At 67.8% G+C, this 14,351-nt stretch carries 9 protein-coding genes; 7 read left to right on the top strand and 2 right to left on the bottom strand.

Annotated elements, in window-relative coordinates; translation table 11 throughout:
* The first annotated feature begins 229 nt into the window (after window positions 1-229).
* The 7 genes from NKJ34_RS12585 (at window position 230) to NKJ34_RS12555 (ending at window position 11,974) form a co-directional block, all read left to right on the top strand.
* A complete protein-coding gene (locus NKJ34_RS12585; RefSeq protein WP_253738658.1) occupies window positions 230-1,246 on the top strand; it encodes an ABC transporter substrate-binding protein in 1,017 nt (338 codons plus the stop codon).
* A complete protein-coding gene (locus NKJ34_RS12580; RefSeq protein ID WP_253738657.1) occupies window positions 1,246-2,052 on the top strand; it encodes an ABC transporter permease in 807 nt (268 codons plus the stop codon). The genes NKJ34_RS12585 and NKJ34_RS12580 overlap by 1 nt, the downstream gene beginning before the upstream one ends.
* Window positions 2,049-2,801: an ABC transporter ATP-binding protein gene (locus NKJ34_RS12575; RefSeq protein ID WP_253738656.1), complete on the top strand. Its 753-nt coding sequence runs from the start codon at window positions 2,049-2,051 to the stop codon at window positions 2,799-2,801. Before NKJ34_RS12580 ends, NKJ34_RS12575 begins: the two co-directional genes overlap by 4 nt.
* Window positions 2,802-2,859: 58 nt before the next feature.
* Window positions 2,860-6,204 (top strand): hypothetical protein, encoded by a 3,345-nt coding sequence (locus NKJ34_RS12570; protein WP_253738655.1) that lies wholly within the window; start codon window positions 2,860-2,862, stop codon window positions 6,202-6,204.
* On the top strand, window positions 6,201-10,049 hold the full coding sequence (locus NKJ34_RS12565; protein ID WP_253738654.1) for a UvrD-helicase domain-containing protein: 3,849 nt from the start codon (window positions 6,201-6,203) through the stop codon (window positions 10,047-10,049). The genes NKJ34_RS12570 and NKJ34_RS12565 overlap by 4 nt, the downstream gene beginning before the upstream one ends.
* A 47-nt stretch (window positions 10,050-10,096) precedes the next feature.
* Window positions 10,097-11,146, top strand: coding sequence for a DUF2332 domain-containing protein (locus tag NKJ34_RS12560; RefSeq protein ID WP_253738653.1), 1,050 nt, complete (start codon window positions 10,097-10,099; stop codon window positions 11,144-11,146).
* A gap of 144 nt (window positions 11,147-11,290) precedes the next feature.
* Complete coding sequence (locus NKJ34_RS12555) at window positions 11,291-11,974, top strand: carbonic anhydrase (RefSeq protein WP_253738652.1); 684 nt, start codon at window positions 11,291-11,293, stop codon at window positions 11,972-11,974.
* A gap of 50 nt (window positions 11,975-12,024) precedes the next feature.
* Here NKJ34_RS12555 and NKJ34_RS12550 read toward each other — a convergent pair whose 3' ends face one another.
* Both NKJ34_RS12550 and NKJ34_RS12545 read right to left on the bottom strand, forming a co-directional pair.
* Window positions 12,025-12,882 (bottom strand): universal stress protein, encoded by an 858-nt coding sequence (locus tag NKJ34_RS12550; RefSeq protein WP_253738651.1) that lies wholly within the window; start codon window positions 12,880-12,882, stop codon window positions 12,025-12,027.
* A gap of 56 nt (window positions 12,883-12,938) precedes the next feature.
* Entirely contained in the window at window positions 12,939-14,336 is a 1,398-nt protein-coding gene (locus tag NKJ34_RS12545) for a hemolysin family protein (RefSeq protein WP_253738650.1), read from the bottom strand.
* Window positions 14,337-14,351: the final 15 nt, after the last annotated feature.

Genomic DNA, 14,351 nt, shown 5'->3' with positions numbered 1-14,351 from the left:
GCGGCTTGCGGGCCGATGTCGTGACCACCTCACCAGTCGACGACGTATCACAGAGCTGAATAGCTCCAGTTATTGCCGGTATATATGACTCGTCGAAAGCACGTATTCGGTAATCACGCCGGGTAACAGCGGCTGAGTGTTCGGTTCGTGCCAAACGCGGCTGTCGTTAGTATATTCGGCGTTTACCGAAACCCGCCGGGTGATGGACCTGCAGGACAACAAGAGAGTAATGACGGAACGGAGTCACGGCCTGTCTCGCCGGTCGTATCTCGCGGGCATCGGTTCGACGGCCGCAGTCGGTGTTGCAGGCTGTCTCGGCGGCGGTGATGACGGGGACGATGTCACAGTGGCGCATATGCCGATCTTCCCCGATCTCCAGTACTACGTGATGGAGTCGGAGGGCTACCTCGAATCGATCGACGCCACCGTCGAGAGCCAAGAGTTCACCAACGGGCCGGACATCGTCGGAGCCTCGGCCAGCGGCGACATCGACATCGCGATGTTCGGCGTCGTCCCGGCGATGATCGCCATCGACCGCGGCATCCCGGCCAAGGTCACCGCCGCCAACATCAAAGAGCCGATGGCGATCGTCGCCGACGAAGAGTTGGGGACGCTCTGGGAGGAACACGGCAGCGACGCCTTCGGCGTCTGGGAGGAGCAAAACGGCGAGCAGTTCACCTTCGGGACGTTCCCGCAAGGGTCGGTACCGGACGTCCTGCTGCGCTACTGGCTCCAAGAGGAGGGCGTCGACCCCGAGGCCGACGTCGGGATCACCGAGATCAACGGGGCCAACGCCGTCTTTCAGGCGATCGCCAACGGCGAGGTCGACGGCACCTCGATCATGGAGCCCGTGCCGACGCGGGTGGCCAACGAGGACCTCGGCTTCGAGACGTTCCGCACCTCCAGTGAGATCATGCCCGGCCAGCCCGCCGCGGTGACGCTGATGACCGACGAGGTTCGGGAGTCGGCGGTCGGCAGCGAGTTCCTCCGCCAGCACGTCCGGGCGACCGAATTCATCGCCGAGAACCCCGCCGAGACGGCCGCTATCGTCGAAGAGGGGATCGGCATGCCAGCCGAGCAAGCCGAGCAGGCGCTGGCGGGGCCGCTGGCGAACTTCGTCACCGATCCCGCGGAGATCGAGTCGGGAACCGAGATCTTCGCCGAGTTCGCCGCTGCGAACGGCCAGACCGACGAACAGTTGACGACTGACGGGATCTTCGATACGAGCATCTACGACTCCCTGTAATGGCAACTGATCACCAAGCCGACCACGCACACACGCCCGGCACCGCCGAGCGGTCGGGGCTCGACGTCGACCTCCACCGCGCAGTCCTCGGCTTCGGCGGCCTACTCGGGTTCGTCGGACTGTGGTGGGTCGCCTCGCTGTTCCAGCCGGCGTTCGTCCTCCCCTCGCCGGCGGCGGTGGCCGAGACGTTCGTCGCAGAGGCTGCCAGCGGCGAGATGACGACCGCCCTCGGCCAGAGTATTCAACACTGGATTCCGGGGACGATCATCGGGACCCTGCTCGGTATCGTCGCCGGCGTCGCCTTCGGCTGGAGTCGACTGCTCGACGACATCACCGCGCCGGTCGTTCGCACGCTTCGGCCAGTCCCACCGCTGGCACTGATCGGCTTCGCCATCGCATGGTTCGGGATCAACAACGCCGGCGCCGCCTTCATCATCGCTATTGGGGCTTTTTGGATCAACTTCTATGCCAGCTACGGTGGCGTCGAGGGGGTCTCCGAGGACCTGCTTGATGTGGCCCGGAGCCTCGGCGTGAAGGGTGATCTCGAACTCGTGAAGTCGGTCGTGATCCCGGCGGCCTCACCCGAAATCTTGACCGGTGTTCGGACCGGCATCGGTCGGTGTTGGATGCTGGTGGTCGCCTCCGAGATCTTCGGCGTGCCGGGGCTCGGCCGCCGGATTCTGCGGGCCTCGAACAACTTGCAGGTCGACGTCGTGATCACCTACATACTGGTGTTGAGCCTGCTGTTCCTGCTGGTCGATACGGCGTTCCGGGCGGCCCAACGGCGGGTGTTAGCATGGCGATGAGCCACGCCGACGGCTCGATGGTTCGCATCGAGGGCGTGAGCAAGCAGTACGACGGCGAACAGGGGACCGTCCAAGCACTCGACGACGTCGACTTCGGCGTCGACACCGGCGAGTTCGTCTGTATCGTCGGCCCCTCGGGCTGTGGGAAGACGACGCTGTTCCGCATCCTCGCCGGACTCGAACCCGCGACCGCCGGCGAGGTCCTCCTCGATGGGAGCCGCGTCACCGAACCCACGCCCAACATGGGGATCGTCTTTCAGGAGTACCACCTGTTCCCGTGGCAGACCGTCCGGGAGAACGTCGCCTTCGGCCTGAAAAAGACCGACGTTCCGACCGACGAGCGCGAGCGGCGGGTCGACCACCTCGTCGATCTCGTCGGGCTCGATGGGTTCGCCGACAGCTATCCCAAGGCGCTGTCCGGCGGGATGAAACAGCGGGTCGCGCTGGCCCGCGCGCTGGCGATCGATCCCGCCCTGCTGCTGATGGACGAACCCTTCGGCGCAGTCGACGCCCAGACCCGCGAGATGCTCCAGGGGGAACTGCTGGAGATCTGGGAAGAGACCGGCAAGACCGTGCTGTTCGTCACCCACGACGTCGAGGAGGCCGTGAAACTCGCCGACCGGATCATCGTGATGGGGAAGAACCCCGGGTCGATCCGACAGATTATCGACGTCGACCTCGACCGACCGCGGTCGCGGACCGACACCGCCTTCGGCCAGTACTACGAGCGCATCAGAGAACTGATTTAGGCCACTCCTCGCCCCGTCGACACGATTTATGGGGCCGCCGCCCGTCACGTAGGCTATTGTGTCTGTTACGGTTTCCTACGGTTCACTGCTGTCGTTTCTCGACGGGCGAGTCGACCGCGATGTCGGCCCCACCGACCCACAGACGGGGCACTGTCTGGTCGCCGGTGGCATCGTCGGCGGCAACCTCGAAGCCGAACTCGCCCGGCGAGAGGTCCCCACCGCAGGGATCGGCATCTCGACGATCGAAGACACGGCGCGGACCCTCCTCGAATCGCACCATCGCCGCCAAAGCGATACGCCGGAGCGCGTCGAGATCATCGACCAACCGCTCGGCGAGGCGCTGGTGGTCGACGTCATTACCAGCGCCCCCGACTCCGGATCGCTGGATGCGGTCGCCGACCTCCTGTCGAGGTTCGACTGGGCGGGTCGACCGGCGCTTCGGGACACGCTGTGGCACGAACTCGACCGCTACTTCCGGCTGACCGACGCCGGCGGTGATCACGCGGCAGCCGTCGGCGTGGCCGACGAACTCGCCGCGAGCGACCCCTACGCCGGAAGGCGCTCCCGGCAGGCCCTCACCGCGTTCGACCAACTCCATACCGCCCTCCAAGCGCGAACCGACAGCCTCCCCGAGTCGACGTACCTCTCCCGAAGCCACCTCGTGGCCGCGGCCCGTGAGGTACTGGCCACCGAGTGGACAGCCTGCTACCCCGACGTCGAGTGGGTCGCCCTCGATACGGTTTCGGTGCTCGACAACCCGACGCTCCGGCTGTTCGAGGCGCTCGCTACGCTCGAGGAGGGCCCCGATATCTACGTGTTCGGCAGCAAAGCGGGTGCGGGACCGACGCTCTACGACCGACTAGCCTCGACGAGTCTCGATCCCGAACTGGACGAAAGCGACACCGGCGACCGACCTCACACCGCGAGACTGATGGCCACTGTGGCGGGCGAGCCACCGGACTCGCTGCCGACCGTCGAGTTCGTCGAAGCACCCGACGGCCGGCGGGAACTCGATCACGTCGCCGGACGGATTCGGGAGTTGACGGGAATGGTCGACGGCGGAGACGAATCGAAAGCAGCGACGACTCCCGGCGAAATCGTCGTCGCCGCCAAGGACGTGATTCCCTACCGGAGCCGGATCGCCGACGTGTTCACGAGCCACGGGATCCCGACCTACATCGAGGCCCGCAAACCCCTGATGCAGACGGTTCCTTACCGGTATCTGCGGGCGGTGTTCGACCTGCTGGCGGCCACCGACGAGGGCAAATCCGTGACGGCCGACGACCTCGTCGACCCGCTCCGGCTTGGGTTCTGCCCGCCCGACCAGCCGGGCGAGTGGCCCGACCAGCCGGACGAGTGGCCCGTCGACGGCGAGACGGTCGCCGACATCGAGCGCCGACTCGAAGCCGTCAGCGACGACGAGGGGGAGCCGGTCGCCGACTGGCGGGCGGCGATAGCGCCCGACGAGTCGCCCGCGCTTGTCGCGTTCGTCGACTGGATCGAGGCCACCGCCGAGGGGCCGCCCGAATCGGGGACCGATGTCGCCGCGCTGATCGAGTCGCTGCTCGATGCCCACCTCGCAGCCCACGCCGGCCGCGGTGTTCGACAGCCGACCGGCCCCGGCATCGACGCCCGGCGGACCGCCCTCGGGACCGAACACGACGCCCGCGTCGTCGACCGACTCCGGGGCGAGGCCGACCGGGCGGGGAGCTACGTCGACCGCGCGGTCGAGACCGACCTCGGCGCGCCGGGATGGGGGCTGGCCGCCGAGGGGGTGCGGAACGTCTGCGGTGGGGCCTCCTACTGGCCCCGGGATGCCGACGGCAACGCGGTGCGGATCGTCAACGCCGCCAACGCACACTATCTGGAGGCCGACTACGTCTTCGTCATCGGATTGGCCGCCGGGGAGTTCCCCGCCGAGCGGAGCCCGCCGAGTTTCTTCCACGAGGATTTTTATACCGCAGTGCGGGAGACAGCCGCGGCGGCCAGCGGCGGGCCCGCAGCCTACCTCCACGCGCCGACCGGCCATAGCCAGTTCGCGGGCGACGCCGAGGAGTTTCGGGCGGCGGTCGACGCGGCCAGCGGGGGCCTCGGCTGTTACCGACAGTACCGAACCACGGAGGGCGAACCGGTGGCGTGGTCGGGGTTCGTCGACGCCTACATCGCCGGCAACGACGCCGAGGTCGACCAGATCGGGATGGACGAGTGGCTCCCGACGGCGAGCGGCGACGATCCGACAGCCGCCAGCCGAACGTCGACCCCACGGGACCGGCTGCGACTGCTGGCGGCGACGTTCCCCGACGGCGTCGAGTCGGGGAAAACCGGTCGCTCGACGGCCGGACTGACCGACGCCGAAGCGATCGCCGAACTGTTGTCGCGGGCCGACGGCGAGGCCTACGAACGGGAGATCGAGCCACGCCGGCAACGGTACCGCGGCGTGGACCTGTGGTCGACCACGGTCGACCCCGACGACCCGGCGGTCGGTGACCGATCGCTGGCCGACCACGCCGGGTCGCCGATCCGGCTCCACGAACTCGATCTGTACGCCAACTGCCAGCTCAAATACTACTTCCACCGGTACGTACGCGGCGGTGACACCGAGCGTGATCGGTCGACCGATCTCCCCGCACCGATCGGTGGCCGATACCCCTCTCCGGAGTTTACCGCGGGGCTGCGCCGGCTGCTCACGTCGACCGACCGACTCGCCGACCGGCAGGCGACGCTCGGGGGGTACGACAGTATCGGGGCGTTCCGCGACCAGTTGGTCGCGTGGATCGAGCGGGATGGCCTCGACCGAAGCCTGATGCAGCCGCTGCTCGGGGAGTATCGGGCCGTCGAACAGGAACTGGCCGCCGGCGTCGACCGCGAGTGGCGCTGGCAACCGGCGTCGACGGTGAACATCGACGGCCACGAGGTTCGGGTCCCCGGCCATCGGGTCGACACCATCCCGACGTACGAAATGACCATCCCGGTCTGGTACACCGGGGGTACTGGAGTCGCCGAACGGCTGGTTAGGGAGTCCCTAGAGCCGAGCCAAACGGGAACCGTCGACCACCGGCTTCTGCTCGGCGCCGAGACAACGTCGGAGTTCGGTGGGACGGTCGTCTGTGACCCCTCCAGTTCGGCGGTCGGCCGGCAGGGGTTCTTCGTCGACGATCTGAACCCGATTCCCGACCGAATTCGACAGGACGCGAACCTCTCGCGGCTCGGCCGTGCGGCGTGGCAGGACCGGTATACGACGTGGCACAAGCGGACTGCAAGCCGGCTCGACTCGATGGCTGCCGTCGACGAACCGATCACCTACCGTGTCTCGGAGTCGTTCGTCGACGACGGCGGCTGTCGGGGCTGTGACTACCGTGCGCTCTGTGGCGTGCCTGCGGCCCACCAGCGGGGTGGCCAATGAGCCGAGAGGGTCGGTCGACCGCCAGCGATGGCGGCACCGACCTCGATCTTCGGCTCCAGTTCGGCGACAGCGACGAGCCACCTTACCCGCCGGTCGACGACCAGCGGGCAGTGTTGGCGAGCTACTTCGACGGCACCGGCCGGGTGGTCGTCGACGCCTCGGCGGGCACCGGCAAGACGTCGGCGCTCGTGACGACGGTCGCCGAGGCGGTCGTGCGAGAGGCCAGCGAGACGTCCAACCCGCTTTCGGGGATGCTCGTCACCACGTTCGGTCGGGATGCTGCCGCCGAACTGAAAACCCGGCTGGGGGAGGTGCTTCGCCACCACGCCGACAACGGCGGCGAACTCCCACGGGCGGTCTTCCGGTGGCTCGAAACCGACAGTACCATCGAGACGCTGGATGCGGTGTTCGGCGACCTCCTCCGGGAGATCGCCGTCGAGGTCGGTGTCCCGCCGGATTTCGACGTCGACGACCGGCTCGAACTGGAGGAGCTCCGCGAGTCGGTGTTCGATACCCTCCGCGAGGAGCACCGCAGCGAGTTCCGGACGCTCTCGGAGGCCTACCCACGCGAGGACTGGCGCGACTATCCGCCTGATTCGGTCGACGGGATGTTGTCGACCGCCCAACAGAAGTGCCGGGAGTTCGGGATCACGCCGACCGAGGCCGCCGACTCCCTCCGGGAGAGTCTCGCCGTGGGCCACGGCGGCGACGGCGAGCGGTGGTTCGAGGGGTGGTCCCCCGAGGCGGGCCCCGACTCGGTGCCGCCCGAGACGGTCGACGAGATCACCGCCCTCCTACGAGCGGTCGTCGACGAGGATGCGAGCGTGGAGTACGATGACGACGCCGACGCCCAGCAGCTACTGGATCACGTCCGAGAGACCTACTTCGCCACCGCCGAGGCCATCGACGCCTTCGCCACGCTGTTGGCCGCCTACGAGGAGGCCTACGACGAGCGCACCCGGCGGGCCGGCCAGTTCACCTTCGTCGACGTGGCCCACCTGCTCGACTGCTATCTCGACGCCTGCGAGCCGACCGACCCGTTTCGGCGGACGCTGGGCGAGCGGTTCGACCACGTCTTCGTCGACGAGTTTCAGGACACAAGCGCCGTCCAGTGTTCGGTGCTTCGGCGGCTGGTCGACCCCGAGGGCGGCGACGAATCCGGCGACGCGACGAACCTGCTGTTGATCGGTGACAGCAAGCAGGCGATCTACGAGTGGCGGTCGGCCGATCCGGCGCTGTTCGCCGACATTATCGAGACCACCAAGGCCGCGGCCCCCGATCCGGCCCCGATTCCGCATCTCGGCGTCGACGACGTGCGGTACCACGCGCTGTCGACCGTCTTCCGCCACCATCCCGACATCGCCGCGGCCGCCAACCACGTGTTTCAGCGCCTGCTGGAGGACGAGGGCCGCGGCGCCGTCGGCGACCACGCGCCCTCGTACGTCCCGGTCGAACCACATGGCTCGCCGTGGGACGACGACTCGGCGGCCGACACGGAGCTCGACGGCGACAGCGACGACGAATCCCACCTGCACGTGCTCGACGTCGACGCCGCAAGCGATGACGACCTGACCGAGTACATCGCCGCCGCCGACTGGGCGGCCGCCGAGGCCGACCGGATCGGCGGGACGATCGCGGCGATCACCGACCCCACCAGCGAGCCGCCGGTGACCGTCCCCGACGGGGAGGGCGGCCGCCGCCGGCCGACCCCCGGCGATATCACCCTGCTGTTCCGCTCCGGGCGGAGCATCCAGCGGTACGCCGCCGTGCTCCGCGAGGACTACGGCATCCCCGCGGAGGCGGCGGCGACCGGCGACCTGTTCGCCCAACCCGAGATCGAGTTACTGGTCGACGTCTGCTCGTGGCTCGCCACCCCCTACGCCGAGGCCGACCTCTACCGGCTGCTCCGGTCGCCGCTGGTCGCGGTCTCCGACGTGACGATTCGAGCCCTTGCGGCCGCCGACGCCGACGCCGAGGCGCTGGTCGACGACTGGCCCGACTCGCTTCCGGACGACGACCGCCAGCGGCTCGCCCGCTTGCTGTCGCTCCGCGACGACTTGCGGTGGATGCGCGAGGGGTCGAAGACGGCACTGATCCATCGGCTACTTCAACACTCGGGGCTCGATGCGGTGCTGTTGAGTGACAGCGACGGCCTCCGGCGGTACGGCAACGTCTGGCGGTTCGTCGAGGTGGTCGACGACTGGGAGGTCGACGAACTGCTATCCTACCGGGAGTTCCTCCGGCGGCTCCGGCGGCTCCGGGCGACAACCGACAGCTCGGACCCGCAGTTCCCGACCGCCGAGGTCAGCGACGGCGAACGTGGCGATGCGGTCACGCTGACGACGGTCCACCGCGCCAAAGGACAGGAGTACCCCATCGTCTTCCTCTGTGACCTGCCGAAACAGTCGACGTTTCCCCGGCTCCAACACGACCGCCTGCTTGCGAGCCGTCGACAGGGCTTCGCCCTGCGGCCGCGTCCCGGCGATCCGCCGAGCCCGGCGGGCGTCGCGTTCCCGACGCCCGACACCGACCGCGAGCAGCCGGTGTGGTTCAACGACGACTTCGAGACGACCGACTATCCCGAGGCGACCGGCCCGATCTGGCTGTCGGACGCCCGGACCGACACCGGCGAACTCCGGTATCCCAACCCGCTGAACGCCCACCTCGAAGCCCGCGAGGCGGAGTTCTGGCGACTGGCCTACGTCGCCTTTACACGGGCCGAAAACCACGTCTTTCTCGGGCTCGGCTCGCTCGACGAGACCAGCGACTACTACGACGGTGCCCGGTGGTCAACGTGGCTCGCGGGATTCAACGAGACGCTCGAACCCTCAGCCGGCTGGGACGCCCTCACTGGCAACACGCTCAGCCGGGAGTTCTCGTGGCGTGCCGAAAGCGGGAACACGATCTCACGGCTGGTGTCTGTCGGCGTCGACGAACTCCCGTCCAAGTCGCCGGAGTCGACCGACGGCGTCGACCTCGGCGACGAACTGGCGCGGCTACGCGAGGGCAGCGACGGGGCCGGGTACCCGCCGTACCGGCCCGCGGTCGTCTCGGCGTCCTCGCTGGCCGATCTGGCCGACTGCCCGCGGCGGTTCCAGTACCGCCACGTACAGGGCGTCGAACGCGGCGGCGTGACCGAGCAGCCGACCCACCCCGCCGCAGACACTACCCGGCCCACACACACGCCGGGCGGGCTTTCGGCCGCCGAGTGGGGTGATGTCGTCCACCGACTGCTCGAACTTCGCCTCGCGGGCTCCGACCGCGCCGAGTCCCACGAGAAGGCACAGGCTACCGGCGTTAGAGAGCCCCTACGCCGGGTTTGGTCGGCCGTCGACGCCTCCCGGATCGGCGAGCAGTGTCAGTCGACGGGAGCCAACTGCGTCACCGAGTACGAACTCGCGTCGCTCGTGTCGACCGCGGGACGATCACTCCGCGTTACGGGGACGGTCGACCTGCTGTACCGGGTCGGCGGCGGGTGGCACCTCGTCGACTGGAAGACCGGCCGCCGACCGACCGACGGTGCGGCTACCGAACACGTCCGGCAGTTGTCGGTGTACGCGTGGCTGCTGGACCGCCAGTTCGGGATCGATGTCGAGACGGCGACGGTCGGCTATCTCGACCCCACCACCGAGCCGGTGGTCTCGCCGGTCGACGTCACCGCCGACCTCGACACCGAGTGGGTCGACCGAGTGGTCGGCGCCGCCAGCGAGGCGGTCCCGCTCACGACTGCGTCGGGACTCGAAGCCCGGCCCGACCCCGAGACCTGTGAGGGCTGTCCCTATGCCGCGAGTGTTGGAGGCCCGTGTGTCGACGATTACCACGCGGCCGATACCGACAGTCAGTAGCGTCCTGTCACCGAGCCATTAATACGCGGACCGTGTGGTCGACGGGCATGACGGAAGATCTCGCCGCCGAGTTCCGTCGGTTCGCCCGAGAGGACTGTAGCGGACGTGTCGGCAGCCCCTCGCCGCTGTACGAACACCTGTCGCTGGCGATCGCCGACGACCCCGAACTCCGCCAGTTGGCCGCCGCGACGCGCGAGGAACAACCGCCACCGATGGCCCTATTGGCGGCGGTGCAGTCTCTCCTGTTTGACGATCCGAACCACCGCCTCGCGGCGTTCTACCCCAGCGTCGACGGGGAGACGAAGCCGGTCGACGACACCACCTTCGCGGCGTTCAAAGCGTTCTGTCGAACACACAACCGCGAGATTCGGGACCTGCTGTCGACGCGTCGGGTCCAGACCAACACGGTCCGTCGAAGCGCCTGCCTGCTCCCGGCCTTCGAGTACGTCTCACGGGCGGTCGACCGCGCGCCGCTCGGTCTCATCGAGATCGGATCGAGCGCCGGGCTCAATCTCCTGTGGGATCGGTACGGCTACCGCTACGACGACCGGGCGGTCGGCGACGCGGCGTCTCCGGTCGAAATCGAGTGCGAACTGCGGGGCCGGATCGAGCCACCGCTCCCCGAGGCGATGCCGCCGGTCGGCTCACGGCGCGGCGTCGACCTCCACCCCCTCGACGTGACCGACGACGCCGACAGGCAGTGGCTCGACGCGTTGATCTGGCCCGAACACGACGAACGACGGGCGAACGTCCGGCACGCCGCCGAAATCGCTGCCGAGGAGCCACCGACGATCTACGAGGGCGACGTGTGTGCACTCCTCGACGAGGTCGTCGACCGGGTTCCGGTCGACCAGCCGGTCTGTCTCTACAACAGCTACGTGCTCTACCAGCTTTCGGACGCTCAGCGGGCCGACCTGTACGATCTCGTTTCGAAACTCGGCCGCCAGCGCGATCTCTACTGGCTGTCCTGCGAGTGGGCGATGGAGATCGCCTCGCCGACGATCACGCTCTACCGATACGAGGATGGCGTCCACAGCGGCGAGTTGCTGGCCCGGTTCCACGGCCACGGCGAGTGGCTCGACTGGCTCCAGCGGTGAGAGAGCGCGGTTAGTCGACGCCTAACTCGCCCTCGCCGGCGGTCGAGCCGCCGAAGGCCGGCGATCGACCCGTACACAACCGGTTCGAAGCCGACCCCAGCGACGAGAGTGAACTGATTTATTGGACCCCTTCGTTGCGAACGTATGAATGAGACGGTCGTCGACCTCCTGGCTCGGAACGCCGACCATAGCCGGGAGTTCGAGGCGCGGTTCGACGACGTACAGGACGCGCAGCATCCGGATGCGGTGACGGTCTGCTGTTCGGACTCCCGGGTGCTGCAGGACCACGCATGGGGCAACGACCAGCCGGGCCACCTCTTTACCTGCGGCAACATCGGCAACCGCGTCGTCCAGCGCACGCCGGCCGGCGATGTGGTCTCCGGTGACGTGCTGTATCCGATCGCTCACACGGGGACGGAAACGGCCATCGTCATGGGCCACACCGGCTGTGGGGCCGTCACCGCCACCTACGACGACCTGATGACGGGGCTCGACGAACCGGCCGGGATCGCGCACTGTCTGGATCTCCTGAAACCCCGATTGGCACCCGCACTGGAATTGCTGCCCGATGACGTGGGTCGCGCCGGGGCGATCAACCGACTCGTCGAGTACAACGTCGACCGACAGATCCAGTTCCTCCGTGAGAGCGGTGACGTGCCCGACGAGGTCGACTGTATCGGCGTCGTCTACGACTTTCAGGACGTCTACGGCGGCGACCGCGGCGAGGTCCACGTGATCAACGTCAACGGCGAAATCGACCAGGAGGCGCTCCGAACAGCCCACCCCGCGGTCGCAGACCGGGTCGACCGGCTCTGGGAGTACGAGTAAGAATTGGCTACCGTGTGAGTAGAAACTGGTTGCCGTACGATAGCGACCGATTACTGTCGTTTTCCGCCGATCGTCAACACGGGGATCGGCGTCGTCCGCAGGACGCGTTCGGTCGTGCTGCCCAGTAGGCGCTGATCGAATCCCTGTCGGCCGTGGGTGCCCATAACGATGCAGTCGGCGCCCACCTCGCCCGCGTAGTCGGTGATCTCGCCGCGGATCGAACCGAACCGGATCGCAGTGGTGACATCGACGTCGGCGTCGACGTGGTCGAGGGCCGACTGAATGGTCGGGTTGTCTCCGGCGTCGACCTCGGCGGCCGCCGATTCGGCGTCGATCCCGATGGGGGTCTCGTTGATGACCACCAACAGATGGAGTACCGCGCCGTGGGTGGCAGCGATCTCACCGGCCAACGCGACGGCCTCGGTCGCTTGCTGGCTGCCGTCGGTCGGGACCAGAATCGTCTCGTAGGGGTAGTCGGTGGCGGCGTCGACATCCCGGACCGTGAGGACCGGCCTCTCGGTTCGGTTGACGACCCGGTCGGTGGTGCTGCCGAGGACGTACTCGTTGAGGTTCCGCTGGCCGCGGCTCCCCATGACGATCAGATCGTGGTCGTTGTCCTCCGCGTAGCCAACGATGGCTTCCGTGGGTTCGCCCTGTACCACCTCGCCGTGTGTGATGACGTCCAGTGGCTCGCCCCGCTCGCGTGCGTCTGCAACGATTTGGGCACCCTCTTCGACCAGCGCGTCGATCACGTCGGTTCCGATCCGGGTCTGGCTGGGGACGTTCGTATCCGCGACGTGGAGTACGTCTACGGTCGCGTCGTGGGAGGCGGCGATAGCCAACGCGTGATCCAGCGCCACAGTTGCGGGGTCGCTGCCGTCGACGGGGACGAGAATCCGGTCGTACATACCCCACAGTTGGTCGACCATCGGTTTACCTCTGTGGTCGGCCACCGTCGCCGCCGCTAAGCGGCTCCATCGTCGGCAGCATCGTCCGCGTCAGCCGGTTTGTCCTCGGTGTCGCCGCCCGCCTCGGCGGTCGACCCCTCAAGCGTGTCGATCCCGACGGTGGTGATCCGCGTGCCGTCGACGGCTTCGACGGCGAGCCGGTAGCCGCCGGCGTCGACCCTATCGCCGACCTCGGGAGCCCGGCCCAGTTCGTCGAGGACGAGCCCGCCGATGGTGCCGAACTCCGTGGTCTCGAAGCTCGTCCCGAGAGTCTCGTTGACCGACGAGATCGTCAGTCCGCCGTCGGCGACATAGCTGCCGTCCTCCCGCTGGCTGATCGACGGCTCGTCGCCGGGCGTGTCGAAATCGTCCCGGAGATCCCCGAGGACGACCTCGATCACGTCCTCGACCGTGACGATGCCCTCGAACGCCCCCCACTCGTCGATGATGGCCGCCATCTGTCGTTGCTCACGCTGGAACCCCGCCAACAGGTCCGTGAGTTGGCCGGTCTCGGGGATGATCTGGATCTCGCGGGCGAGATCGCCCGCCGTGATCGACGCCGCGCGCTCGGGATCGAACGCCTCGGCCCGAAGCACGTCCTTGACGTCGACGAAGCCGACGACCTGATCGGGTTCGTCGGCCTCGACGACCGGATACCGGGTGTGGCCCTCCGCGATGACCGTCGACCGAAGCTCGGCCAGCGAGGCGTCGGCCGGAACGCTGGCCACGTCGGGGCGGGGGATCATGACCTCCCTCACAGAGAGGTCGTCGAGATCGAAGATCTGCTCGATCATCTCGACCTCCTCGCTGTCGATGTGGCCCTCGGTGCCCGACCGGGAGAGGACCGTCAGGATCTCCTCTTCGGTCAGCGTCTCGTCGGTCTCGGAGGCCGGCGGGATGCCGATCAGCCGGGTGAAGTAGTTGGCCGTCCCGTTGAAGACGTAGATGCCCGGCCGGAACACGTAGTAGAAGAACTGCATCGGCGCGGCGACCAGCAGTGAGACCCGCTCGGCCTGCGCGATGGCGATCGTCTTCGGGGCGAGTTCGCCGAAGACGACGTGGAGGAACGTGATCAGGCTGAATCCGAGCCCGAAGGCGATGAGGTGGATCAACTCGGGGCCGACGAACGGCGCCAAGACGGGCTCGATCAGCGTTGCGACCGCCGGCTCGCCGATCCACCCCAGTCCGAGCGAGGAGATCGTGATGCCGAGTTGGGTAACCGCGAGGTAGTCGTCGAGGTTATCGAGGGCCGCATCCAGTAGGTCCGCGCCGGGTTTCCCCTCCTCGACCAGCGTTTCGACGGTCGACGCGCGGATCCGGACGTAGGCGAACTCCGCGGCGACGAAAAAGCCGTTCAAACCGACGAGCAAAAGCGCTACACCGAGTCGACCCGTCGAGACGAAGAGATCTACCATTGGGATGCCTATTGG

The sequence above is a fragment of the Halohasta salina genome, assembly GCF_024178165.1.
Taxonomy (GTDB): Archaea; Halobacteriota; Halobacteria; order Halobacteriales; family Haloferacaceae; genus Halohasta; species Halohasta salina.
Note: the sequence above shows the minus strand (reverse complement) of the source record. Positions and strands in the feature narration are given on the sequence as shown.